Annotated in this window: 17 protein-coding genes; 7 read left to right on the top strand and 10 right to left on the bottom strand. The window is 34.7% G+C overall.

The features are described from left to right. Positions 1-148 precede the first annotated feature (148 nt). Together ACP7AQ_RS15110 and ACP7AQ_RS15105 are read right to left on the bottom strand one after the other, a co-directional pair. Positions 149-694, bottom strand: coding sequence for a DUF1697 domain-containing protein (locus ACP7AQ_RS15110; RefSeq protein WP_426096049.1), 546 nt, complete (start codon positions 692-694; stop codon positions 149-151). 97 nt (positions 695-791) lie between these two features. Further along, positions 792-1,457 (bottom strand): hypothetical protein, encoded by a 666-nt coding sequence (locus ACP7AQ_RS15105; RefSeq protein ID WP_426096048.1) that lies wholly within the window; start codon positions 1,455-1,457, stop codon positions 792-794. Positions 1,458-1,644: 187 nt separating this feature from the next. Between ACP7AQ_RS15105 and recG the strand changes: the two genes are divergently transcribed. From recG to ACP7AQ_RS15075, 6 genes are all read left to right on the top strand, one after another. Further along, positions 1,645-3,750, top strand: a complete 2,106-nt coding sequence (recG, locus tag ACP7AQ_RS15100) for an ATP-dependent DNA helicase RecG (protein ID WP_426096047.1) — start codon at positions 1,645-1,647, stop codon at positions 3,748-3,750. Positions 3,751-4,216: 466 nt separating this feature from the next. Further along, entirely contained in the window at positions 4,217-5,275 is a 1,059-nt protein-coding gene (locus ACP7AQ_RS15095) for an efflux RND transporter periplasmic adaptor subunit (RefSeq protein WP_426096046.1), read from the top strand. A gap of 79 nt (positions 5,276-5,354) precedes the next feature. Continuing rightward, positions 5,355-8,450, top strand: coding sequence for an efflux RND transporter permease subunit (locus ACP7AQ_RS15090; protein ID WP_426091132.1), 3,096 nt, complete (start codon positions 5,355-5,357; stop codon positions 8,448-8,450). Between the two features lie 75 nt (positions 8,451-8,525). Beyond that, positions 8,526-9,839 carry a TolC family protein gene (locus tag ACP7AQ_RS15085; protein ID WP_426096045.1) on the top strand — a complete coding sequence of 438 codons (1,314 nt, stop codon included), beginning with the start codon at positions 8,526-8,528 and terminating at the stop codon, positions 9,837-9,839. 28 nt (positions 9,840-9,867) lie between these two features. Next, positions 9,868-10,731, top strand: coding sequence for a bestrophin family protein (locus tag ACP7AQ_RS15080; protein WP_426096044.1), 864 nt, complete (start codon positions 9,868-9,870; stop codon positions 10,729-10,731). Between the two features lie 74 nt (positions 10,732-10,805). Beyond that, positions 10,806-11,729, top strand: coding sequence for an AraC family transcriptional regulator (locus tag ACP7AQ_RS15075; RefSeq protein WP_426096043.1), 924 nt, complete (start codon positions 10,806-10,808; stop codon positions 11,727-11,729). Positions 11,730-11,732: 3 nt separating this feature from the next. On the opposite strand, the gene ACP7AQ_RS15070 is transcribed toward ACP7AQ_RS15075, so the two are convergent. Then, positions 11,733-12,107: a DUF779 domain-containing protein gene (locus tag ACP7AQ_RS15070; RefSeq protein ID WP_426096042.1), complete on the bottom strand. Its 375-nt coding sequence runs from the start codon at positions 12,105-12,107 to the stop codon at positions 11,733-11,735. Between the two features lie 74 nt (positions 12,108-12,181). Then, positions 12,182-13,687: an aldehyde dehydrogenase family protein gene (locus ACP7AQ_RS15065; RefSeq protein WP_426096041.1), complete on the bottom strand. Its 1,506-nt coding sequence runs from the start codon at positions 13,685-13,687 to the stop codon at positions 12,182-12,184. A gap of 295 nt (positions 13,688-13,982) precedes the next feature. Between ACP7AQ_RS15065 and pheT the strand changes: the two genes are divergently transcribed. After that, positions 13,983-16,403 (top strand): phenylalanine--tRNA ligase subunit beta, encoded by a 2,421-nt coding sequence (gene pheT / locus ACP7AQ_RS15060; protein ID WP_426096040.1) that lies wholly within the window; start codon positions 13,983-13,985, stop codon positions 16,401-16,403. 119 nt (positions 16,404-16,522) lie between these two features. Here the strand turns inward: pheT and ACP7AQ_RS15055 are convergent, their stop codons facing one another. From ACP7AQ_RS15055 to lon, 6 genes are all read right to left on the bottom strand, one after another. Beyond that, positions 16,523-17,077: a fasciclin domain-containing protein gene (locus tag ACP7AQ_RS15055; protein WP_426096039.1), complete on the bottom strand. Its 555-nt coding sequence runs from the start codon at positions 17,075-17,077 to the stop codon at positions 16,523-16,525. A 373-nt stretch (positions 17,078-17,450) separates the two neighbouring features. Next, positions 17,451-19,229: a 30S ribosomal protein S1 gene (rpsA, locus tag ACP7AQ_RS15050; protein ID WP_426096038.1), complete on the bottom strand. Its 1,779-nt coding sequence runs from the start codon at positions 19,227-19,229 to the stop codon at positions 17,451-17,453. A gap of 391 nt (positions 19,230-19,620) precedes the next feature. Then, positions 19,621-20,997, bottom strand: coding sequence for a nucleoside permease (locus ACP7AQ_RS15045; protein ID WP_426091124.1), 1,377 nt, complete (start codon positions 20,995-20,997; stop codon positions 19,621-19,623). A 73-nt stretch (positions 20,998-21,070) separates the two neighbouring features. Then, positions 21,071-21,766: a (d)CMP kinase gene (gene cmk / locus ACP7AQ_RS15040; protein ID WP_426096037.1), complete on the bottom strand. Its 696-nt coding sequence runs from the start codon at positions 21,764-21,766 to the stop codon at positions 21,071-21,073. Between the two features lie 37 nt (positions 21,767-21,803). Beyond that, positions 21,804-22,823: a type IX secretion system protein PorQ gene (gene porQ, locus ACP7AQ_RS15035; RefSeq protein ID WP_426096036.1), complete on the bottom strand. Its 1,020-nt coding sequence runs from the start codon at positions 22,821-22,823 to the stop codon at positions 21,804-21,806. Between the two features lie 168 nt (positions 22,824-22,991). Further along, the gene (lon, locus tag ACP7AQ_RS15030) at positions 22,992-25,442 is read right to left on the bottom strand and encodes an endopeptidase La (RefSeq protein ID WP_426096035.1); all 2,451 of its coding nucleotides are present in this window, start codon (positions 25,440-25,442) and stop codon (positions 22,992-22,994) included. Positions 25,443-25,462 lie beyond the last annotated feature (20 nt).

The following is a 25,462-nucleotide window of genomic DNA, read 5'->3' as shown; positions in this document are numbered from 1 at the left end:
ATCATATATTTTTTTTTAAGATAAAAAATAGTCTGTAAATCATCTTTATTTTACAATTAAAAAAACGCTAATTTGCAAATTTAAGATGGACGATACCATTTATAATTAGCGAATTAGCGGTCGTAAGTAACTTAAGGTCTCTATTTTACTATCTTTCTTCGTACATTTTCAGCAATTGCGTCACTGTATTCCAATTGCGGATTGTTGCGGTAACATTTAGTTTCTTCTCGATGTATTTTTGGTCGAATCGCGTTTTTCCGGCGCCAACAGCATATTTTATAAAAATTCTACTGGCATCAATACTGGCTTCATCCGGTTTGAATTGGCTAATTTTCAAATCATTCATACTGGTGCTTTGCAACGTGGTTGAAATAAAAGCCACATACAACTTCTTGCTGTCAAAATCTTTTTCCTTCAAGAAAGGATTGTTCTTGAAACACGCTTCTAAATCTGCGGAACCAATCACCACAACCGGTACTTCATGACCAAAAGCCTTGAAAATTTCCTGCTTTATCTTGAAACCAACAGCCGCAGGATTTTCCTCCTCCGTATCCACAAAAACATTTCCGGATTGAATGTACGTTTGCACATTTTGAAAACCAATGGCTTCCAAAGTCGTTTTTAGCGCCTCCATTTTTATCATACTGTGACCGGAAACATTGATGCCACGGAGCAATGCGAGATGAGTTGTCATTTTTAGGGTGTTTTGTTTTTGCGAAGATATTGTGTTTGGAGGGAATTCTTATTGTTAAACATAACTTGAAGCAAGAAAAAATTATAACAATCAAGATTTAGTTATTTTCTTTAACCGCAATAATCATATTATGTACAAAATAATAAAGTGATATTGCTAAAATCCAAATGCTTAAAATAACAGATATTTTTTGTGTAAAATTTAATGTTGAAAAATCTATAATAAATTTCTTAATCCATATAAACTCTAGAATAAAAGGAACTAATGCAAGACCGCTTATTGGAATAATTAGAATAGCTCCAAAACATCCAAATTTTGATTTTCCTTTATAACTTAAATTTCCAAGTTCCACATAAATAGAAAAGGGAAGAATTGTTCTCGTAAAATCGTCCATATGTAAAGGATCATCTTGTCTTAAATCATTAAAGTTGAAAAAATCTTTAGTAAATACTTTAATTATTTTATGTAATTCTGCTTTATGAGCACTTATTAAAATATATCTAAATATCAAAAAAGCAAAGACTAAAGGAATAAAAACCTTTATGGAATTTATATCTTTAATGGACACAGGACCAATTTGTATACTTTCTGTCTGCGAAATGTCCGCCATATAAAAAAGTAGAATTAGAATTAGCATTATAAGAGCTGTTAGATTATTTTCTTTCTCAATGTCTTTGCATTTTGCCAACAAAGTTGATAAATAAATATTTAATTTATCATCAGTATTATTTCTGAACATTTCTGTTATTTCAAGGTTTTTCATAATTTTATTGTAGTGTAATAACCCAATGCAAATTTCAAATATACAAATTTTCCTACTCCATTTCCAAGCGTTCCCATTTCCAAATTTCCAAACAAAAAACTATCTTCGCTCCATCAAATTAAAAATCCGTTTCAATCAGCGTTTTTGCTTTTGCAAATCCGTTTTATCCGTGTCCAAAAAAATCTAAATGCAAAACCTCCTACTCACTCCTATCGAATATCTTAAAGGCGTTGGTCCCAATCGGGGCGAATTGCTGCGTAAGGAATTGGGAATTTATAAGTATGTGGATTTGGTTAATTTTTTTCCAAACAGATACATTGACAGAACACGGTATTATAAAATTAATGAACTGCAAAACAATAGTGCCGAAGTTCAGATTATTGGTAAAATCATCAATATCAAAACCGTTGAATTTGGCAAAAATCAAAAACGATTGGTAGCGACTTTTGTGGATGATACGGGACAAATGGAACTCGTTTGGTTTCAAGGTCACAAATGGATTCGGGAAAGTTTAAAGCTTAACGAAATCTGTGTCATTTTCGGGAAATGCACTTCTTTTGGCAGTACTTTCAATATGGCGCATCCGGAAATTGAATTGTTAAGCGAGCATGAAAAAAGTCTGCGTTCGGCTATGCAACCCGTTTATCCTTCGACAGAAACCTTGACGAATCGCGGGATTTCTAACAGGGTGATAAATAAACTGATGGAACAATTGTTTCTGGAAACACAAGCGCTGTTCACGGAAACTTTGCCGGATTATTTGATCAACGAACTAAAACTAATTCCTAAAAAAGCAGCTTTATTCAACATTCATTTTCCAAAAAGCGCTGACGTTCTGGCGAAAGCCAAATTCCGATTAATATTCGAAGAATTGTTCTTTATCCAGTTGCAATTGATCACGAAAAATCTCATTCGGAAACACAAAATAAAAGGACATCCATTTACCACAGTAGGCGAAAATTTCAATGATTTCTATCAGAATCATCTGCCTTTTCTATTGACCAATGCCCAAAAAAGAGTAATAAAGGAAATCCGAACCGACATGGGTAGCAACGCCCAAATGAACCGATTGTTGCAAGGCGATGTAGGTTCCGGGAAAACAATTGTCGCTTTTATGAGCATGCTTTTGGCGCTTGATAATGGATTCCAAGCCTGCTTGATGGCGCCCACGGAAATCTTGGCAAACCAGCATTTTGTTGGCTTATCTGAATTAGCCGAAACTTTAAATATAAATATTAGAATCCTAACGGGTTCCACCAAAGTAGCACAACGCAGAATTATCCATGAAGAACTGGAAAAAGGCACGTTAAACATCCTTATCGGAACCCATGCTTTACTGGAAGATAAAGTAAAATTTAAGAATTTAGGACTGGCCGTGATTGATGAACAACACCGTTTTGGAGTAGAGCAACGCTCTAAATTGTGGAAGAAAAATGTAATTCCGCCACACGTTTTGGTGATGACCGCCACGCCTATTCCCAGAACTTTGGCGATGAGTTTGTATGGTGATTTAGACATTTCAGTTATTGATGAACTGCCTCCCGGACGAAAGCCAATTCAGACGGTTCATCGTTTTGACAGCAACCGTTTGAAGGTTTGGAAATTCCTTCGCGACGAAATCGCTTTAGGAAGACAAATTTACATTGTGTATCCCTTGATTCAAGAATCGGAAAAAATGGATTTCAAGGATTTAATGGACGGTTACGAAAGTGTTTCCAGAGATTTTCCGTTACCTCAATATTCTATTTCCATTCTTCATGGAAAGATGAAACCAGCCGATAAAGATGCCGAAATGAAACGTTTTTCAGAGGGGAAAACCAATATTATGGTTGCCACAACCGTAATTGAAGTCGGCGTGAATGTTCCAAACGCCAGTGTAATGATTATTGAAAGTGCGGAACGTTTTGGATTATCGCAACTGCATCAGCTTCGCGGTCGTGTGGGTCGTGGTGCGGAACAAAGTTATTGCATCCTGATGACGAGCCAAAAATTGAGTTCCGATAGTAAAACCCGAATGGAAACGATGGTACAGACAAACGATGGTTTTGAAATTGCCGAAGTAGATTTGAAGCTTCGTGGTCCTGGAGATCTAATGGGAACCCAACAAAGTGGCGTTTTAAATCTTCAAATTGCCGACTTAGTTCGTGACAGAGATACTTTGGCTTTAGCCAGAAATTATGCTTTGAAATTATTAAAGGAAGATTCAGGGATGCAAAAACCCGAACATGCTGCTTTGAGAGCAGTTTTTATTGAAATGACCAAAAAGAAAAATATTTGGAATTATATTAGTTAGATTAGTTTGTGTTGCGCATTTTTTTAACATAATAAGAAATGTAAGTTTATTTTAAAAATTGATATACTGTAATTTACAATTCCTAATTCATCTTTCAAATTTTAATTAAAACGCTATCAATCGACCCTTTGTTTGTTGTATTTATTTTTGCAATTACTCATATGATAGTAGTAAAATTTATAAAAACTTACATTTTTAAAATATTTCAAAAAGCTATTTCTGAACTTTTTATCTCATAAAACATCTTTTTTTAGATTCTTAATTAAACCATTACTGTTTTTAGAAGTCTAAAAGTTCAAATTATAGTGGGTTTTGTGAATTTGTACGTGCAGCATTAATCAATTGTTAATATTTGTATGTACAAACGTTAAATAAAAATTAACAAGATCATAATTCCCGTTTCTAAAACCTAAATTTGTTTTTTAACTAAAATTACTGAAACCTAATCCTACTTTATACCGTACCTATGAAAATTAAATACGTAGTTTATGCCTTGCTAGCAATTGGAATCCTTGGATTTATTGGATACAGAATCACTGAAAATAAAAGCGAAAATGCAGATTCAAAAGATCCAAAAGCACAAAGCAAATCGATCAGCGTAAACGGAATTGTGGCAACACCACAAACTTTTGATAATAATTTATCTCTTTCCGGCTCTATTGAAGCCAATGAACAAGTCGAAATCCGAAGTGAAGTTTCGGGAATTGTGGAAGGAATTTATTTTCAGGAAGGAAGTAATGTGAGCAAAGGTCAAGTGCTTTTTAAAGTAAATGATTTAGAGTTAAGAGCCCAACTGAGACAAACGGCAACCAGAGAAGGACTGGCTTCGGAGAACGAAAGAAGAGCTAAATTATTACTGCAAAAAGAAGCCATCAGTCAAGAAGAATATGATTTGGCGCGCGCTGATTTAAAATCAGCACAAGCCCAAAGTCAATTGATTAAAGCGCAAATCGCCAAAACATCCGTTAGAGCGCCATTCTCGGGAAGAATAGGATTGCGTTCAATTTCACCGGGAACTTATATCACTCCAGCGATTTTGGTCGCAAAGTTAGTAAATACAGGGAAACTAAAAATTACCTTTTCGATTCCTGAAAAATACGCCAGCCAAGTGAAAACAAACACCTACATAACTTTCAAAGTTGCAGGTTCTGATGATAAATATACCGCAAAAGTTTACGCTATCGAGCCAGAAGTGGCAGTAGCAACCAGAACTTTACAGGTTCGTGCAATTGCTGAAAATAGCAGAGGCAAATTATTACCGGGAACATTTGCGGATGTCGAATTGCCTTTAGACATCATAAAAGACGCTATCGTGATCCCTACGGAAGCTGTAATTCCAGTTCAAAACGGTAAAAAAGTTTTCATCTCCAGCAATGGTCAAGCTAAAGAAGTGATGATAGAAACCGCAACACGAACAGACGCTTCTATTCTGGTACTTTCTGGTTTGAAATCCGGTGATACCGTAATTACGAGTGGTGTTATGTCCTTAAAAAATGAAACGCCTGTAAAAGTTCAAATTAAATAATTTTAAAAGTTATAGATTATAAATTATGGGTTGATACAATACTCATAATTCATAATTTATAACTCATAATTCAAAGAAAATGAGTTTATCCACAACAAGTATTAGAAGACCTGTATTCACCATAGTAATCAATTTAGCCATTGTTTTGTTTGGATTAATTGGTTACACCTTTCTGGGCGTTCGAGAATTTCCTTCGATTGATCCCGCACAAGTTTCGATTCGTACGAATTATGCAGGCGCTAATGCTGACATCATCGAATCTCAAATTACGGAACCGCTTGAAAAAGCAATCAATTCCATTGACGGGATTAGAAACGTAACTTCTTCGAGTGCGCAAGGGAGCAGTAACATTACCATTGAGTTTAATTTGGATAAAAACCTGGAAGATGCTGCTAATGATGTTCGTGATAAAGTATCGCAAGCTGTTAGAAATCTTCCTCAGGATATTGATTCTCCGCCGGTAGTGTCTAAAGCGGATGCAAATGGTGATGCCATCATTTCGATGACTGTTCAAAGTGATACACGTAATGCGTTAGAACTTAGTGATTACGCTGAAAATGTAATTTCACAACGTCTGGAGACTATTCCTGGAGTAAGTGGTGTTCAGATTTGGGGACAAAAAAGATATGCTATGCGTTTGTGGATTGATCCTGTAAAGCTGGCTTCTTACGGTTGTACGGTATCGGAAGTGAGAGATGCATTGAACAAACAAAACGTTGAATTACCTTCGGGGAAACTAACGGGAGACAATACCGAATTAACGGTAAAAACAGTGGGAAACCTTTCTACTGCTGAAGAATTCAATAATATCATCATCCGTACCGAAGGCGAAAAAGTAGTGCGTTTCAGCGATGTTGGAGTAGCAAGTCTTGGACCTGAAAACACAGAAACCAAAATGACACAATCCGGAACGCCACTAGTTGGTGTAGCTATTGTGCCACTTCCGGGAGCCAATTATTTAGATATTTCTACTGCTTTTTACAAGGAATTCGAAAAATTAAAAAAGGATTTACCAAAAGATATCAAACTAAATATCGCCATTGACAATACTATTTTTGTAAAAAAATCAGTAATTGAAGTAGCGGAAACATTAGGGATTTCTATTGTTTTGGTAATCCTAATTATCTATTTATTTTTTAGGGATTGGGCGATTGCTTTTAGACCATTAATCGATATTCCAGTTTCGTTGATTGCTACGTTCTTTATCATGTGGCTTTTTGGTTTCTCTATAAATGTATTGACTTTATTAGCTATCGTTTTGGCAACAGGACTTGTGGTTGATGATGGAATTGTAGTCACAGAGAATATTTTCAAAAAAGTAGAAGAAGGCATGACGCCTATCGAGGCAGCCATCAAAGGATCTAACGAAATATTCTTTGCGGTAATTTCGATATCGATCACTTTGGCAGCGGTTTTTCTTCCTGTAATTTTTCTCGAAGGATTTGTAGGACGCCTTTTTAGGGAATTTGGCGTCGTCATTGGCGCAGCGGTATTGATTTCAGCTTTTGTATCGTTGACATTAACCCCAATGTTAAACGCTTATTTGATGAAAGGCGGCGAACAAAAAAAATCAAAATTTTACATTCGCACTGAACCTTATTTTCAAAAACTAAACAGTGGTTATGCGAGTTCATTAAGCCGTTTCATGAAGAAAAAATGGTTAAGTTTCCCTATTTTGATTGCTTGTTTTGGATTAATTTATTTGTTTTTCAATCTTTTGCAAAAAGAAACAGCGCCATATGACGACCGCAGTGGTTTTGTGCTTCGTATGTCCACTCCCGAAGGTTCTTCTTATGAATACACGGATCGCTTCATGCAGGAAGTATCAAAATTGGTTGATGACTCGATTCCAGGCAAAAAGGTAGCCCTGGTAATTACGTCTCCAGGTTTTGGATCTTCATCGGTAAACAGCGGTTTTATTCGGGTATCATTGGTGCAACCAAATGAAAGAACCGATTCGCAAAAAGAAATTGCTGAGAAACTTACCAAATGGACGAAGAAATATCCCGACGCAAAAACATCCGTAATTGAGCAACCAACAATTGCCGTAAATCGAAGAGGTGGATTGCCAATTCAATACATTATTCAAGCACCAAACTTTAAAAAACTGGAAGAAAAAATTCCTGTTTTCATGGATGAAGTTGCTAAAAATCCGACTTTCGCCGTTAGTGATGTGAATTTAAAATTCAACAAGCCAGAAATTAATGTAACCATTGACAGAGAAAAAGCGGAAAGTTTAGGAATTTCAGTGATTGATATTGCACAAACGTTGCAGCTTTCATTGAGCGGACAGCGTTTTGGTTATTTCATGAGAAATGGAAAACAATATCAGGTTATTGGACAATTCGATCAAAAAGACCGTTCAAAACCACTGGATTTAACTTCTATGTTTGTTAAAAATAATATGGGACAATTAATCCAAATGGACAACGTGGTGACGATTGAAGAAAAAAGTAATCCGCCACAATTGTACCACAATAACCGTTATATGGCGGCAACCGTCTCTGCTGGTCTTGCACCGGGCAAAAGTATCAGCGATGGAATCGATGCCATGAATGAAATAAAAGCCAAAGTTCTTGACGATACGTTTACCACTGATTTAGGTGGAGAATCCAGAGATTTTGTCGAAAGTAGTTCGAATACTGCTTTTGCCTTTGGATTGGCTTTACTGTTGATATTTTTGATTTTGGCGGCACAATTTGAAAGTTTTATTGACCCTTTTATTATTATTTTGACCGTGCCAATGGCCGTTGCTGGAGCTTTATTCTCCTTGTGGTTGTTTGATCAGACTTGGAATATTTTCAGCCAAATTGGAACCGTTATGCTTATTGGTTTGGTAACCAAAAATGGAATCCTGATTGTCGAATTTGCAAATCAGCTTCGAGAACAAGGGAAACCAAAATTAGAAGCAATATTAGAAGCATCGGAAGCGAGATTACGACCAATTTTAATGACCAGTCTGGCTATTTCATTAGGCGCGTTACCAATTGCTATGTCTCTGGGTGCGGCTTCAACTAGTAGAATTGGAATGGGAGTTGTGATTGTTGGTGGTACTATTTTCTCTTTAGTTTTAACATTATTTGTTATTCCAGCGATGTATTTGATGTGGTCAAGAGCTAGAAAACATTATCCTGAATTTGATCATATTGAAGAATATGAAAAAGATTTCAATTAATTTTAATGTAACAGTGATGATTCGGATTTAGGAGATTTATAGAAAATCATTGATCCAAGTCAAAAAAATATAATTATGACACATACTAAAATACTTTTTCAAAGCTTTATATTAATCTTTTTCTGCGTAGCGACAGCTAATGCGCAGGAAGTGCTGACACTAGAGAGCGCTGTAAAAATTGCTTTGGAAAACAATTACGAAATAAAAATTGCAACCAATAATTTGACTATTCAAAAAACAAATGTAGCTATCGGTAATGCAGGAATGTTACCAACTGTTTCAGCTAATGTAGTTGATAATAACAGTATTCAGAACAGTTCACAAATACGTCAGGACGGAACAAAAACTGAATTAGACAATGCTAAAAATAATAGTTTAAACTATGGCGTTGGATTAAATTGGACCGTTTTTGATGGTTTGCGCATGTTTGCCAGAATGGATCAGTTGAAAGAATTGCAAAAACTGGGTGAAGCACAATTAAAATTAACCGTAATCACAAGAATCAGCGATGTGAATGCTGCGTATTACGATTTGGTACAACAGCAGCAACAATTAGCTGCTTTGGACACAACAATCGTTATTTCAAACCAGCGATTAACTTTGGCCCAAAACAGATTTACCATCGGAAAAGCTTCAAAGTTAGAAGTTTTGAATGCCCAAGTAGATTTGAATACAGATCAGGTAGCATTGTTAAGACAAAAAGAATTGTACGCGAACAGTAAGATTTTATTAAACCAACTGTTAGCCAGAGATGTTGCTACGGATTTTCAAGTAATTGATGTTTTGAAAGTAGATTCCTTATTATCACTACCAGAATTAAAAGCTTTAGCTGAAAAACAAAATCCACAATTAGAAGCGCAAATTATTAATAAGAGAGTCGCTGAATTGGAATTGAAGCAAATAAAAGCGGCACGTTATCCTAACGTTCGCGTAAATACTGCCTATAATTTTTCAGAAAGTCAATCCAGTCTTGGGTTTGTGGCTCAATCACAATCCAGAGGTTTGAATTATGGTTTCAGCGCTTCACTGAATTTATTTGATGGGTTTGCTCAAAATCGAAATGAAAAAATTGCCAAGATTCAAATTGAAAATTCCAAATTAAATATAGATCAGCAAAATTTAGCTATTAATTCACAGTTAGCGACCTCTTATCAAACCTATTTGACAAATTTAGAATTGATTGCATTGGAAGAAAAAAATGAACTAATCGCCAAACAAAATTTGAACATAACATTAGACAAATTCCGCATTGGAACTATAACTACTTTAGAATTCAGAACGGCACAGTTGAATTATGTGAACGCAAAAGTGCGGTACAGCAATGCGCAATTCCAAGGAAAATTATCTGAAATCGCTTTACGAGAATTGGCAGGAAATCTTATTTTTTAATTTACTTTTGTTAAAAATAGTATCTTAAATGATTTCGTACAATACAAAAGATTGGTTTACATTTATTTTCCGCTTTCACAAAGCAGACACTTTTAGAACATTAATGCCCATAATGTTCGCTATTGGACTTTATTCCGGAATTATAGGCTATTTAGAAGTTGAATACTTAAAATTAGCTGACAATAGTTATGTAAAGAACATTTCAATCATGCACGGAATGCTTGGTTTCGTAATTTCATTATTACTGGTTTTCAGAACCAATACTGCTTATGATCGTTGGTGGGAGGGTCGTAAAATGTGGGGTGCATTAGTCAACAATAGCCGTAATTTAGCCATTAAATTATCAATTATTTTGCATGATGAAAAAGATAGAAAATACTTTCGAAAAATGATTCCCGGTTATGCCTCCATTTTGCATAAACATTTGAACGATGAAGATACCAGTAAACAATTGTTTGAAAATGTTGATTTAGAAATTGATCATCATAAACACAAGCCCAATCAAGTAGCGAAGATGTTATTTCAGAAGATTAATGATTTATACGACTCCAAGAAAATAACTGGCGATCAACTGATAATATTAAACGAGGAAATAAAATCATTTACTGATATTTGTGGTGTTTGCGAACGAATTAAAAACACGCCTATTCCTTACTCATACAGTGCATTTCTTAAAAAATTTATCTTCTTTTATGTAATGACTTTGCCTTTTGGATATGCTTTTAGTCTGGGCTATTATGTAGTTCCTGTGGTCGTATTTATATTTTATGTTTTGGCGAGTTTAGAGTTGATTGCGGAGGAAATTGAAGATCCTTTTGGAAGCGATGCGAACGATTTACCAACGCATAAAATTGCGGAGAACATTAAAAAACATGTAGAAGAATTAATTTAAATTTTGTTAAACTTCACTTTGATTAAAATTATTTTCATTAATTTTAAATTTTACCTTTCTTTAAGTTTAAAACTATGAACAGTAATCGTGCTTTTATAAATCCTCCTCATTTATCTAACGAGAAATCGTTGAAAACATTAGTAGAAAACAGAACCGTTTATTCGTTGAACCATTGTGAATTGAATCTTTTTGAGACTTATGAATTTTCTGCTTTAGTTCCTTTAAAATTTAATGATTTTGTGGTGACCAGCATGTTACGTGGTAAAAAAGTAATGCACCTTTTTGATGATCCGGGATTTGTTTACTTACCTGGAGAAACCGTTGTGATTCCCTCGAATGTGGAAATGAAAATTGATTTTCCGGAAGCTTCAAAAAATAATCCTACGCAATGTTTGGCTTTGGCGATAGAACAAACTAAAATCACGGATACATTACAGTTTTTGAATGAGCGATATCCAAAAGAAGGAAACAATCAATTCTGGCAATTGAACTACCAAAATTACTTTTTTTATAACAATATCGAATTAGCAACAACAATTAATAAGTTAATCAAAGAATGCATGAGCACGTCAATTACAAAAGATGCGCTGGCAGACTTAACGTTACAGGAGCTATTAATTCGGATTATTCAAACACAAACTGCCAAAGCAATTGATGATGGATTATTTACAGATCCAAAAAATCCTATTACACACGTAGTCGAATTCATTCGGTCGAATTTAAAAGAAAATTTCAGCATGAAACATTTGAGCGAAAAAGCATGTATGAGCACTACTTCCTTCTATCGTTTTTTCAAAAAAGAATTAGGAATGAGTCCTATCGAATTTGTTATCGGCGAAAAAATAAGATGTGCCAAACTGTTGCTCAAAAATCCTTCGATACAAATCAATGAAGTTTGTTATTTATCCGGATTTGAAGATTGTAATTACTTTATTCGATTGTTTAAAAAACATGAAGGAATTACTCCTAAACAATATCAATTATTGTTTGTGAACTAGTTCTTATTCAATGTAGGTTAGAGGCTCCAGTGAAAGTTCTTCATCAGGTGTAAAAATGCGATATTCGATTCGGAATGTTTTCTTCAATGGTGTTTCCAAGGAAAATCCCCCAACGCCAAATGCATCAATTACATCCAAAGTAAAATGCGCGTGTTTCCAATATTCGAATAAATCCTTGTCTACCCAAAACTCCGTGTTTTCGATTGTACCAATGCAAACATCACCCAATCTTTGGTAAAAACCTCCTTTTTCAAAACATTGTGGCTGCGTTCCTTCGCAACAACCTCCCGCTTGATAAAACATCAAATCACCATGTTTTTCCTGCAATATTTTGATTAATTCTGTTGCTTTTTTTGTGGCATCAATTCTTTTTGTCATCTTTTTTTATTTAAAATAAAACCTGACAAATTTTAAAATCTGTCAGGTTAGTTATTAACGAAAATCTGTAACTACTAAAAGAAACCTAATTTCTTTTTATCGTAAGAAATCAACATATTTTTAGTTTGACGGTAGTGACCTAACATCATTTTGTGATTTTCACGACCAATTCCTGATTGTTTGTACCCTCCAAAAGGAGCTCCGGCAGGATAAGAATGGAATTGATTAATCCAAACACGACCTGCTTGAATTGCTCTTGGAACTTGATAAATTTCATGTGCATCACGTGTCCAAAGCCCGGCCCCCAGACCATACATCGTATCATTTGCTATAGCAATCGCTTCTTCAGTAGTCTTGAAAGTAGTTACCGCCAAAACTGGTCCAAAAATTTCTTCTTGGAAAATACGCATTTTGTTATGTCCCTTGAAAAGTGTTGGTTTGATGTAATATCCTTCCGATAAATTTCCTTCTAAATGATTTTCTTCACCACCAGTTAACAATTCGGCACCTTCTTCTTTTCCTAATTTAATGTAAGAAAGAATTTTTTCTTTTTGAACTAATGATGTCTGCGCTCCCATCATCGTTGTTTTGTCCAATGGATTTCCCATTTTAATTGCTTCTGTTCTTTCGATCACACGGGCGATAAATTTATCATAAATATCTTCGTGAACTAATAAACGAGAAGGACAGGTACAAATTTCACCTTGATTTAAAGCGAACATTACTGCTCCTTCAATGGCCTTATCAAAGAAATCATCGTCAGCATCACCAACTGATTTCATGAAAATATTTGGAGATTTTCCGCCTAATTCTAATGTTACCGGAATAATGTTTTCAGTTGCATATTGCATCACTAAACGACCAGTTGGCGTTGAACCTGTAAAAGCTGCTTTCGACACTTTTTTATTGGTTACCAAAGCTCTTCCAAGTTCAGAGCCAAAACCATTTACAATATTGATAACTCCAGGAGGAAGAAGATCTCCTATCAATTCCATTAATATCAAAATAGAAATTGGAGTGCTTTCTGCTGGCTTTAAAACTACAGTATTCCCTGCGGCTAATGCCGGAGCGAGTTTCCAAACGGCCATTAAGATTGGAAAATTCCAAGGAATTATTTGAGCAATAACTCCTAAAGGCTCACTTAATGCGATGGAAACCGTTTGTGAATCTAATTCGGCTATTGAACTTTCTTCTGCACGAATTACTCCCGCAAAATACCTGAAGTGATCAACCACTAATGGCATATCTGCCGCTAAAGTTTCTCTAATAGCTTTTCCGTTATCAATAGTCTCAACGGTTGCAAGATATTCTAAATTATCTTCAATAACCTGAGCAATTTTATTCAATAAATTACTTCGCTCCGTGACAGATGTTTTTCCCCAAGTTTGAAAAGCTTCATATGCTTTATCAACGGCAAAATCTAAATCTTCTTTGGTTGAATGTGCCGCTTGAGTAAATACTTTACCATCAATTGGAGAAAATACATCAAAGTATTCACCTTTGACTGGTGCGACGAATTTTCCTCCAATATAATTATCATATTTTGCCTTAAATTCAGGTCTTTGCACTACGTTATCCATATTATTGTTTTTTTATATTTTACCAAATTTAGTTTACTATTTTTCCTCAGAATAGCATAATTCATCCAACTAATAGCATTAAATTTTCATTTGTGTTTTTTTAACCTAATTTTATTATTTAATTCATATTTATTTATGTTTTACGTTGTTAATTTAATATTTCTCACAAGTACTTAATATCCCAAATCACATATAAAAAACAAAAAAAATTGTTTTTTACTCCAACCTGCAATCCTTATATTTGCACCTGAGACCGAAAGTCGAACTGACGAAGTAATCTAATTAAAATTTACAGATGAAAATATCTTACAACTGGTTAAAACAATTCATTAAAATAGACTGGAAATCCGAAGAAACAGCGGCATTGCTAACCGATTTAGGTCTGGAAGTCGAAATTGTTGAAAAATACCAATCGGTGAAAGGCGGATTAGAAGGCATCGTTGTAGGACATGTACTTACCTGTATTCAACATCCCGATGCCGACAGATTGAAAATAACTACAGTAGATTTAGGGAATGGCGTTCCTGTTCAGATTGTATGTGGTGCCAGCAATGTTGCCGCTGGGCAAAAAGTGCCGGTTGCTACTATTGGAACTACATTATATGACAAAGAAGGAGTTGCTTTTTCAATAAAAAAAGGAAAAATTCGTGGTCAGGAAAGTCACGGAATGATTTGCGCCGAAGATGAATTAGGTCTTGGAGAAAGCCATGACGGAATTATGATTTTAGATGATTCTTTAACACCGGGAACTCCTGCTGCAACAGTTTTCAAAATAGAGGATGATGAAGTGTTCGAAATTGGATTAACCCCTAATCGTGCAGATGCGATGAGTCATTTGGGAACTGCCCGTGATTTGAGAGCAGGAATGTTACAAAGCGGCGTTAGTGTGGAACTGATTACGCCATCAGTCAGTAATTTCAGAGTTGACAAAAGAACTTTGAAAATTGATATTGATTTAAGAGAGCCCAAACTTGCTCCCCGCTATTGTGGTGTAACTATTTCTGGAATAGAAGTAAAACCATCCCCGGCCTGGTTACAAAACAGATTGAAAGCCATTGGATTAAATCCAAAAAATAATATTGTAGATGTTACCAATTATGTTTTGCATGAATTGGGTCAGCCACTTCACGCATTTGATGCCGCAAAAATCAACGGAAAAATAGTAGTGCAAACTCTTCCTGCAGGAACTAAATTTGTTACTCTAGACGACGTTGAAAGAACCTTACATGAAGAAGATTTAATGATTTGTGATGAAAAAGGTCCTTTGTGCATTGCTGGTGTTTTTGGCGGAAAAAAATCAGGAGTTTCTGAAAATACTAATTCCATTTTCTTGGAAAGTGCCTATTTTAATCCCGTAAGCATCCGAAAAACGGCTAAAAGACATCAATTGAATACGGATGCCTCATTTCGTTTTGAAAGAGGAATTGATCCAACCATTACGGAGTATGCTTTAAAACGTGCTGCCTTATTGATTCAAGAAGTGGCAGGCGGAGAAATTACATCGGATTTAATTAATGTTTATCCAAAAAAATTAGAAAATGTTAATGTGTTTTTAAATTTCAGTAATGTTGATAAGATTATTGGTCAGCAATTACCAAAAGATATTATCAAGAAAATTTTAGTTTCATTAGACATTAAAGTTAATAGTGTTTCTGATGCAGGACTTGGATTGACAATTCCTAATTATCGTGTGGATGTAGAACGAGAAATTGATGTAATAGAGGAGATTTTGAGAGTGTATGGTTACAATAATATTAATTTTTCGAAAAAACTTAATGCTACAGTTTTTAATGCGCCAAGAAATGAAGATTATAAAATTCAAAACACAATTGCCTCACAATTAAACTCACAGGGATTCCATGAAATGATGGCAAATTCACTGACTACGGCTTCTTATGTTGCCCTTTCAGAGCAATTGAATCCATCTCACAACGTCACTATGCTTAATCCGTTAAGTGCAGATCTATCAACAATGCGTCAATCGTTATTGTTTTCAGGACTGGAAGCAGTTTCTTATAATATCAATCGCAAAAATGCTGATTTGAAATTATTTGAATTCGGAAAAACATACCATAACTATCTTGCCGGTTACGAGGAAAAAAAGCACTTGAGCTTATTTCTTTCTGGCAACAGAAATCAAGAAAACTGGAGTAGTGTACAAAAAACGTCCGATTTCTTTTTATTTAAAGGATATGTATCTGGAATACTTTCGAGATTAGGGATTGAAAAGACACAAAATTTACCGGTCACATCTGATGTATTTTCAGAGGGAATAGCTATTGAAATTGGTAATCAAAAGATTGTTGAATTAGGAGTAGTAAAAAAATCTATTTTAAAACATTTTGGAATTAAACAAGAAGTATTTTATGCTGATTTTGATTGGGATTTAATTTTAAAGAAAATTGCTACCAAAATTAAATATGCTGAGATTCCTAAATACCCTGAAGTTCGCAGAGATTTAGCCTTGCTGATAGATCAAAATGTTACTTATGAAAGCATTTATAAAATTGCCCGTCAAACCGAGAAATCATTACTAAAAGATATCGATTTATTTGATGTATACGAAGGACAGAATCTTCCCGAAGGTAAAAAATCTTACGCGTTAAGTTTCATTATACAAGACACCTCAAAAACTTTGACGGATGTTCAGATTGACAAAATTATGAGCAAACTGCAAAAGAATTTTGAAACAGAACTTGGAGCTAGTTTACGATAAGTTCAGTTTATATATTTGAGAAAATCCCGATTCTAAAATTAGAATCGGGATTTTTTTTAAAACAAAAGAGCCCTACAAATGCAGGGCTCTTAAGACTAACAAAATATCAACCTCTAAAATTATTTTTTTGGTAAAACTACTGCGTCAATGACATGAATCACTCCATTTGATTGGTTTACATCAGCAATCGTTACTTTAGCTTTGTTCATATTCTCATCGGAGATATATAAATCTTTCCCTTTCATCCAAGCTGTTAAAGTTCCACCGCTCACTGTTTTCAGTGTTGCTTTTCCTTTTCCTTTTTTAATAGCTTTCGCTATATCTGAAGCATTCATTTTTCCTGCAACAACATGATAGGCAAGAATTGTTTGCAACATTTTCATGTTCTCTGGCATCAATAATGTTTCCACTGTTCCTTTTGGTAATTTATTAAATGCTGCATTTGTAGGTGCAAAAACGGTGAATGGTCCTTTACTTTGTAATGTTTCTACTAATCCCGCTGCTTTTACTGCTGCAACTAATGTGGTATGGTCTTTCGAATTCATTGCATTTTCAACAATATTTTTAGTTGGATACATAGCCGCTCCACCAACCATAACTGTTTTTTGAGCGAATGAAGTTGCTCCAAATACTAATGCCATAAATGCAATTGATAAAAATTTTCTAGTTTTCATAAAATCTGTTTTTTTAAGTTATATAAAAGCATTTACGCACTATAATTACTTTTGGTTTTAAAAAAATGAAACTATTTTTTTAAAACCTGATATTCAATTATATAAATATTTTATTTCATATAAATTTATTACCTTAAAAATCGTGAATAGCCCCGATGGCAGAAAGTATCCTTTTTAGCGCGGGAAACAAATACGCATTATGATTCCAAAAGTAGTTCCGCACCAAAAAGATACTTCGGACAGCGGGAGCAACTGTTTTTGAAAGTCGGAAGTTCTGCTCCAATAAAAATTAAACGAAAAGAGATCGTTTGTTTTTAAACAAAAAAAGCTCCGCAAATTGCGGAGCTTTCTATATTCAAAAAATTTCAAGAAATTATTTTTTCTCTGATTTTTCCATTTTAGCTTTCAATGCAGCTAACATATCATTGTTGTCACCTAAAGTTGCAGCTGGTGCATTTGTAGATGAGTTAGATGAAGTATTTTCAGAAACTGATTTCACATTTTTATCTTCTTCTTCACGGAAGATAGCAGTGTGAGATGCAACTACTCTTTTGAATTCTTTATTGAATTCGATTACTTTGAAATCAGCTGATTCTCCTTTTTTCAATTTCTTTCCGTCTTCTTTTTCAAGGTGACGAGTAGGAATGAAAGCAACGATATCATCTCCGAATTCTACAGTAGCTCCTTTGTCAACAATTTCAGAAATTTCACCTGTGTGGATAGTTCCAACTGCAAAAGAATCTTCATACTGATCCCAAGGATTAGCGGTAGTTTGTTTGTGACCTAAAGATAATTTACGTCCTTCAACATCTAATTCTAATACTACTACGTCAAGTTTTTCACCAACGTTTACAAATTCAGATGGATGTTTGATTTTTTTAGTCCAAGACAAGTCAGAGATGTAAATTAATCCATCAATTCCTTCTTCTAATTCTACAAAAATTCCAAAGTTTGTAAAGTTTCTAACGATACCTGAGTGTTTAGACCCTATTGGGTATTTAGCAGTAATATCAGTCCAAGGATCTTGAGACAATTGTTTGATACCTAATGACATTTTACGGTCATCTCTATCTAAAGTTAAGATAACAGCTTCAACAATATCACCTACTTTTACGAAATCTTGTGCAGAACGTAAATGAGTAGACCAAGACATTTCAGAAACGTGGATTAAGCCTTCAACACCTTCAGCAACTTCTATGAAAGCACCGTAATCAGCGATTACAACTACTTTACCTTTTACTTTATCACCAATTTTTAAGTTAGCATCTAAAGCGTCCCATGGGTGAGCATTTAATTGTTTCAATCCTAATTGAATTCTTGTTTTCTCATCATCGAAATCAAGGATTACAACATTTAATTTTTGGTCTAATTCAAGAACTTCACTTGGGTGGTTAATACGACTCCAAGAAAGGTCAGTAATGTGAATTAATCCATCAACTCCACCTAAGTCAATAAAGACACCATAAGAAGTAATGTTTTTAACAACACCTTCTAATACTTGTCCTTTTTGTAATTGACCGATGATTTCTTTTTTCTGGATTTCGATATCCGCTTCAATAAGCGCTTTATGCGAAACAACAACATTTTTGAATTCGTGGTTGATTTTTACCACTTTGAATTCCATCATTTTGTTTACATATACATCGTAGTCTCTAATTGGCTTAACATCAATTTGAGATCCTGGTAAAAACGCTTCAATTCCGAAAACGTCAACGATCATACCACCTTTAGTTCTGCATTTTACAAAACCATTAACGATTTCTCCTGTTTCGTTAGCCGAAATAACTCTATCCCAAGATTTGATAGTACGTGCTTTTCTGTGAGATAATACTAATTGACCTGTTTTATCCTCACGGATGTCAATTAATACCTCAACAGTATCACCTACTTTTAATGCTGGGTTGTAACGGAATTCGTTCAATGAAATAACACCTTCCGATTTTGCGTTGATATCAACGATAACGTCTCTATCTGTAATTCTAACAACTGTACCATCAACCACTTCTTCTTGATCCGTAGCGATAAATGTTTTTGAAACTAGTTCTTCGAATTCTAATAAGTTTTTCTCATCAACAGCATCAATACCTTCTTCGAAATTGTGCCAGTTAAAATTTGCTAAAAACTCTTCTTGTGATTTTACTTGTTCAGACATGCTGATTAAAAATTTGTATTCTGCATTCTCTCGAGTTTCTTACTGTGCTAGAAAACAACAGAAGTTGTTTGTATAATTAGTTGAACCCTAAAGGAAACTCTTATTCACCAAAAGGACTGCAAAAGTAACACATTTATATTAATTAGCAAAATATTTATGTTGCGATAATCGATTGATTATTAGGAGCAGAACATTTTGTGGTTTTTAGGAACTCTGCTCCCGCTTTCCGCTATATCTTTTATAGAGCTTCAAGCCTTTTGAAGGCTGGAAGCTTTATAAAAGGATGCCGCTTCACTCGGGGCTAGTTAGCTTAAATCGGTATTTTTCAGCATAAAAAAAAACCGATAACTATCTTTCAGTTATCGGGTTCTATTTATTTTTCTATCGCTTTTTAATGACTTACATTTTGAACATCCAAAGGATTGTGTTTGTGCTTGAATAAAACAGCAAATGCAACTGCAATTATCAATGCGTAAATAGCAAAAGCCAGCCAAATCGTATGCCAGTCTTTCATAAAAATGGCTTTACTGAACAATCCATCGGCTGTAATTGTATTTCCTTGGCCAGTAACAAATTCCAACATTTTTGAATTTGTCGTTTCTGTTTCCAGAAAACCAGCCAAATCTGTAGTATTATTAAATGATTTTGTAAAGTATTTATCAATAGCCCATCCGGAGGTAAAACTTCCTAAAACCGCTCCAAAACCATTGGTCATCATCATAAACAATCCTTGTGCCGAAGAACGATTTTTTGGATCTGTATTGGTTTCAACAAATAATGATCCTGATATATTAAAGAAATCAAAGGCCATTCCGTAAACCACGCAAGACATGATAATCATCCATAATCCGCTTGTTGGATTTCCGTAAGCAAATAATCCAAAACGCAATACCCAAGCCAACATACTAATTAACATCACTTGTTTGATACCAAAACGTCTCAGAAAAAAAGGAATCGCGAGAATAAATAAAGTCTCCGAAATTTGAGAAATTGACATTATTATAGTTGAATACTCTACAACGAAAGAATCTGCATATTTTGGAAAATGTTTGAATTCATCCAAGAAAACATCTCCATACGCATTTGTTAATTGTAAAGCGCCTCCCAAAAACATGGAGAAAACAAAAAACAAAGCCATTTTATAATCTGCAAATAATTTAAACGATTCTAATCCTAATGTTTCCATCACAGAAGCATTCTCTTTAGACAAGCGTTGCGGTTTACATTTTGGTAACGTAAAAGAATAAATTCCCAAAAGTATCGCCGCTAAACCTGCGATGTAAAACTGATACTCTGTCGCTTTATTTCCCGTTAAATTGGTAATCCACATCGCAACAATAAAGCCAATTGTTCCCCAAACCCGGATGGGCGGAAAATCTTTAATAACATCTTTATTATTAAGTTTAAGTGCGGTGTAAGAAATAGAATTGCTTAAGGCAATTGTCGGCATGTAAAAACACATTGCCAAAAGCATAATGTAAATAAAAGTTTCCGGAGTGGAAACTTGTGGAATATAGAATAGAACTGCAGCATATAAAATATGAAGAATTCCGTATAATTTTTCAGCATTTACCCATCTGTCAGCGATAATTCCGGTCAGTGTTGGCATAAATAAAGAAGCAATTCCCATTGTTCCGAAAACCAGCCCAAACTGAGTTCCTTCCCAATTCTTGGTGCCAAACCAGTAATTCGCAATGGTAATTAACCAAGCTCCCCAAACAAAAAACTGAAGAAAACTCATTATTACCAATCTATTTTTAATTCCCATGAGACGAATTTTTTTTTATTTTAAAAAATTTACAAGGCGTAAATCTACTATTAAAAATGAGATCTGCAAATAATTATATCGTTTTAGTAATTTCATTAACCAATTCTAAAACAAGCTTAAATTGTTCCTCACGATTCAAATGTGAATTATCAATTTCTATTGCATCTTCAGCCATAACCAAAGGAGAATCTTCGCGATGCGTATCAATGTAATCACGCTCCTCTACATTTGCCAAAACTTCTTCAAATGTTACAGTGTCAACTTTTGCGACCAACTCATCATAACGTCTTTTTGCTCTTGTAGTTGCGCTAGCGGTCATGAAAATTTTAAGTTCGGCATCCGGAAAAACTACGGTACCAATATCTCTGCCATCCATTACAATTCCTTTATCTTTTCCCATTTCTTTTTGTTGTTCCACTAATTTGGTACGAACCTCAGAAACTTCGGCTACTTTACTCACAAAGCTTGACACTTCAATCGTTCTGATTTCGGTTTCGACATTGACATCATTCAAATACATTTCAGCGAAACCCAAATCAACATTGAATTTGAATTGCAATTTTATATTTGGCAGACTATTAATTAAAGTTTGTTTATCAAAAGAATCCGCATTTATGTAACCGTTTTGCATCGCAAAATAAGTCACTGCACGATACATCGCGCCCGTATCAACATAAATAAATCCTAAATGATTCGCTAGTTGTTTTGCCAACGTGCTTTTCCCTGTTGAGGAGAAACCGTCAATGGCTATAGTAATTATTTTATCCAAAATTTTTAATTTTATGTTTTATGTTACACCAAAATCCTTATTGAAAATTAATTGTTAATCCAAAAAGGCTTGTATTTCCGGCCAATGTATATCTGGAATACGAATAATTGAACTTTAGTTTATTTAATTTGAGTCCAAACCCCAATGAAACTCCTGAGAAATTCCGTTGTTCTAAAAGCCGTAATTCCTCCGCTCTTCTAAAATTATACCCTACTCGAAGGTTAAATGCTTTTTTAGGGAAGAGTTCAACACCTACAATTAGGTGTCGTAAAGTATTATTCACAAAAGATACTTTTTCTTCGGTGGATTCTGCATTAAATGAAGATTCCGATCGTGCAGGATTTGAAAAAGCAATATTCCACTGCTGTAAATTCTCCAATGTAAGATGCCAGCGAACAGGCACATTTTCTAATTCCTGTGAAACTCCAGCTATTATTTCGAGTGGCAACTTTTCGTTAATACCATTATAAGTAGAAAATTGAGTTCCAATGTTTCTGATGGCTAAACCCCAGTTTACATCGTTTCTTTCATCAATATACAAAGCACCAATATCAAGAGCTCCTCCAAAAGAATGATAGGTTTCTAAACTGGAAGAAATCAGTTTTGCACTGGCTCCAATGTGAATATCGGTATAAGGAATGTTGTAAGCATACCCAAAAGAAAGGGCTATTTCACTTCCTGTAAATTCTGCTGTTGGCTGACCATTTTCGTCATATCCTTCAAAATTGCCATAGTTGACATAATTTACTCCAGCCTGAAAAGTTTGCAAATGTCGGTCGTATGTATACGCGTAAGAAGCTGTTCCGTAAGTCACTTCTTTGAAATAACTTCCATAATTCAAAGCTAGATGGTTATCCATTTCTGCATTTATAGTTGCCGGATTAAAATGAACCTGATTAACGTCATCATCATAAATCGTAATTACTTTTCCTCCCAACGCTGCCTGTCTTGGCGACGTGACCAAGTTTAAAAACTGATAAGTATACTTCCCTCCTATCTGACTGTAAGAAACAGCGCAAATGATGAGGAAACAGTATTGAAGAAGTTTTTTTAACATGCTCTAAATTGCAGTTGGTGTAAAATAAAAACGCAACTGCGAAGATAAAATTATAAATACAATAAATGGCAACTTTGAAACTCGTAATCGCAAATAAAAAATCCAAATTCCATCTCTTGAAAATCAAGTTTTGGAAGTTGGATTTTTAACATTTAGAAGTTGTATTGATTACAAATCCTTTGCATTTTTAACTTTCTGATCAGTTAAAGCAAATTTTAATACTTCGCTCATTTCTTTCACATAATGAAAAGAAAGTCCTTCCAGATATTCTGGTTTTATTTCGTCAATATCACTTTTGTTTTCGTGACACAAAATGATTTCTTTAATGTTGGCTCTTTTGGCTGCCAGAATTTTTTCTTTAATTCCGCCTACTGGCAACACTTTTCCACGTAACGTGATTTCTCCTGTCATCGCCAGGTTTTTCTTCACTCGTTTTTGTGTAAACAACGAAACTAATGAAGTTAACATTGCAATTCCGGCACTTGGACCGTCTTTTGGAGTGGCTCCTTCCGGAACGTGTAAGTGAATATTATATTTCAATAGTATCTCTGAATCCAACCCCAAAAGTTTCGCATTTGCCTTAATATATTCTAAAGCAATGGTTGCAGATTCTTTCATGACCGTTCCTAAATTTCCAGTTATGGTCATGTTGCCTTTTCCCGGAGAAAGCAACGATTCTATAAACAGAATGTCACCACCAACAGAAGTCCAAGCCAAACCAGTTACCACACCGGCAACATCGTTGTTCTCGTATTTATCTCTTTCTAATCTTGGTACACCAAGCGTTTTTATGATATCTTCGTCGGTCACTTTTTTGTTATACTCTTCTTCCATTGCAACAGATTTTGCTGCGTTACGGATTACTTGAGCAATTTTGGCTTCTAAACCACGAACACCCGATTCACGAGTGTATCCTTCGACAATTTTCTCTAATTGTTTTTTACCAATGCTTAAATCCTTTGTCGTTAAACCGTGTTCTTTCAATTGTCTTGGAAACAAATGCTGGCGTGCAATTTCTACTTTTTCTTCAATCGTATAACCTGACATTTTGATAATTTCCATTCTGTCTTTCAACGCTGGTTGAATTGCTGCCATGTTATTTGACGTCGCAATAAACATCACTTTAGATAAATCATATCCCATTTCAAGGAAGTTGTCATAAAACGAATTGTTTTGCTCTGGATCTAAAACCTCCAGTAATGCTGACGATGGATCTCCTTGATTACTATTTGATAACTTATCAATTTCATCCAAAACAAAGACTGGATTTGATGTTCCTGCTTTTTTCAAACTTTGAATAATTCGCCCTGGCATGGCACCAATGTACGTTTTTCTGTGTCCTCGAATTTCCGCCTCATCACGTAAACCACCAAGAGAAATTCGAACATATTTCCGACCCAAAGCTTCTGCAATAGAACGTCCGATAGATGTTTTTCCTACTCCCGGAGGTCCTGTCAAACAAATAATTGGAGACTTCATATCATTTCGCAATTTTAAAACTGCTAAATGTTCTATCATTCTTTTCTTAACATCTTCAAGACCAAAATGATCTCTATCCAATATTTTCTGTGCTCTTTTTAAATCGAATTTATCTTTAGAATATTCATTCCAAGGCAATTCTAAGAATAACTCTAAATAGTTTCTTTGAATTCCAAAATCTGGCGCTTGCGGATTCATGCGGCGCATTTTAGACATTTCTTTTTCGAAATGTTTTTTGGTTTTCTCATCCCATTTTTTGGTCAAAGACTTCTGCAACATTTCGTCCATTTCCTCTTCCTGAGAAACGCCACCCAATTCTTCCTGAATGGTTTTCATTTGTTGATGGAGGAAATATTCACGTTGTTGTTGATCCAAATCAAAACGGACTTTAGACTGAATATCATTTTTTAACTCGAGTTTTTGCAACTCAACATTCATGTAACGAAGCGTCTCTAAAGCTCTTTCTTTCAATTCATTTATAGCTAATAAATCTTGCTTCTCTTTCACAGAAAGATTCATATTAGACGTCACAAAATTGACTAAAAACGATTGGCTTTCAATATTCTTAATAGCAAAAGTAGCTTCACTGGGAATGTTAGGATTTTCTTTGATAATCTGAATGGCTAGTTCTTTAATTGAATCCAGAATCGCTACAAATTCAGTATCATTTTTCTTAGGTCTTTTTTCAGGAACTTCCTTAATTTTCGCGGTAATATATGGTGTTTCATCAATAACAGAGTCAATTTCGAAACGTTTTTTACCTTGAAGAATTACGGTAACATTACCATCAGGCATTTTGAGCACACGCAAAATACGGGCTACAGTACCTATTTTATGAATATCATCTTTGGTTGGATCTTCATCTTCCTCATTGATTTGAGCAACAACTCCAATAGTTTTTCCAGCGGCATTAGCATCATTAATCAGTTTTATTGATTTATCACGTCCCGCAGTAATAGGTATCACAACTCCGGGAAATAAAACCATATTTCGCAAAGGTAGTATGGTTAATAATTCCGGTAATGCCTCATTATTCATTTCCTCCTCATCCTCGGGAGTCAAAAGTGGAATTAAATCTGCTTCCGAATCAAATTCTTGAAGTGACAGATTGTCAATAGTTAGTATTTTATGATTTGACATATATTATTTAAGTCTTTTTG

The sequence above is a fragment of the Flavobacterium sp. DSR2-3-3 genome, assembly GCF_049896585.1.
GTDB lineage: Bacteria > Bacteroidota > Bacteroidia > Flavobacteriales > Flavobacteriaceae > Flavobacterium.
This window is presented reverse-complemented; position numbering and strand designations above follow the sequence as displayed.

Bases quoted from the DNA above. Each gene is read 5' to 3' on its own strand.
- ACP7AQ_RS15110 (WP_426096049.1), bottom strand. From the start codon at position 694: ATGACAACTCATCTCGCATTGCTCCGTGGCATCAATGTTTCCGGTCAC.
- ACP7AQ_RS15105 (WP_426096048.1), bottom strand. From the start codon at position 1,457: ATGAAAAACCTTGAAATAACAGAAATGTTCAGAAATAATACTGATGAT.
- recG (WP_426096047.1), top strand. From the start codon at position 1,645: ATGCAAAACCTCCTACTCACTCCTATCGAATATCTTAAAGGCGTTGGT.
- ACP7AQ_RS15095 (WP_426096046.1), top strand. From the start codon at position 4,217: ATGAAAATTAAATACGTAGTTTATGCCTTGCTAGCAATTGGAATCCTT.
- ACP7AQ_RS15090 (WP_426091132.1), top strand. From the start codon at position 5,355: ATGAGTTTATCCACAACAAGTATTAGAAGACCTGTATTCACCATAGTA.
- ACP7AQ_RS15085 (WP_426096045.1), top strand. From the start codon at position 8,526: ATGACACATACTAAAATACTTTTTCAAAGCTTTATATTAATCTTTTTC.
- ACP7AQ_RS15080 (WP_426096044.1), top strand. From the start codon at position 9,868: ATGATTTCGTACAATACAAAAGATTGGTTTACATTTATTTTCCGCTTT.
- ACP7AQ_RS15075 (WP_426096043.1), top strand. From the start codon at position 10,806: ATGAACAGTAATCGTGCTTTTATAAATCCTCCTCATTTATCTAACGAG.
- ACP7AQ_RS15070 (WP_426096042.1), bottom strand. From the start codon at position 12,107: ATGACAAAAAGAATTGATGCCACAAAAAAAGCAACAGAATTAATCAAA.
- ACP7AQ_RS15065 (WP_426096041.1), bottom strand. From the start codon at position 13,687: ATGGATAACGTAGTGCAAAGACCTGAATTTAAGGCAAAATATGATAAT.
- pheT (WP_426096040.1), top strand. From the start codon at position 13,983: ATGAAAATATCTTACAACTGGTTAAAACAATTCATTAAAATAGACTGG.
- ACP7AQ_RS15055 (WP_426096039.1), bottom strand. From the start codon at position 17,077: ATGAAAACTAGAAAATTTTTATCAATTGCATTTATGGCATTAGTATTT.
- rpsA (WP_426096038.1), bottom strand. From the start codon at position 19,229: ATGTCTGAACAAGTAAAATCACAAGAAGAGTTTTTAGCAAATTTTAAC.
- ACP7AQ_RS15045 (WP_426091124.1), bottom strand. From the start codon at position 20,997: ATGGGAATTAAAAATAGATTGGTAATAATGAGTTTTCTTCAGTTTTTT.
- porQ (WP_426096036.1), bottom strand. From the start codon at position 22,823: ATGTTAAAAAAACTTCTTCAATACTGTTTCCTCATCATTTGCGCTGTT.
- lon (WP_426096035.1), bottom strand. From the start codon at position 25,442: ATGTCAAATCATAAAATACTAACTATTGACAATCTGTCACTTCAAGAA.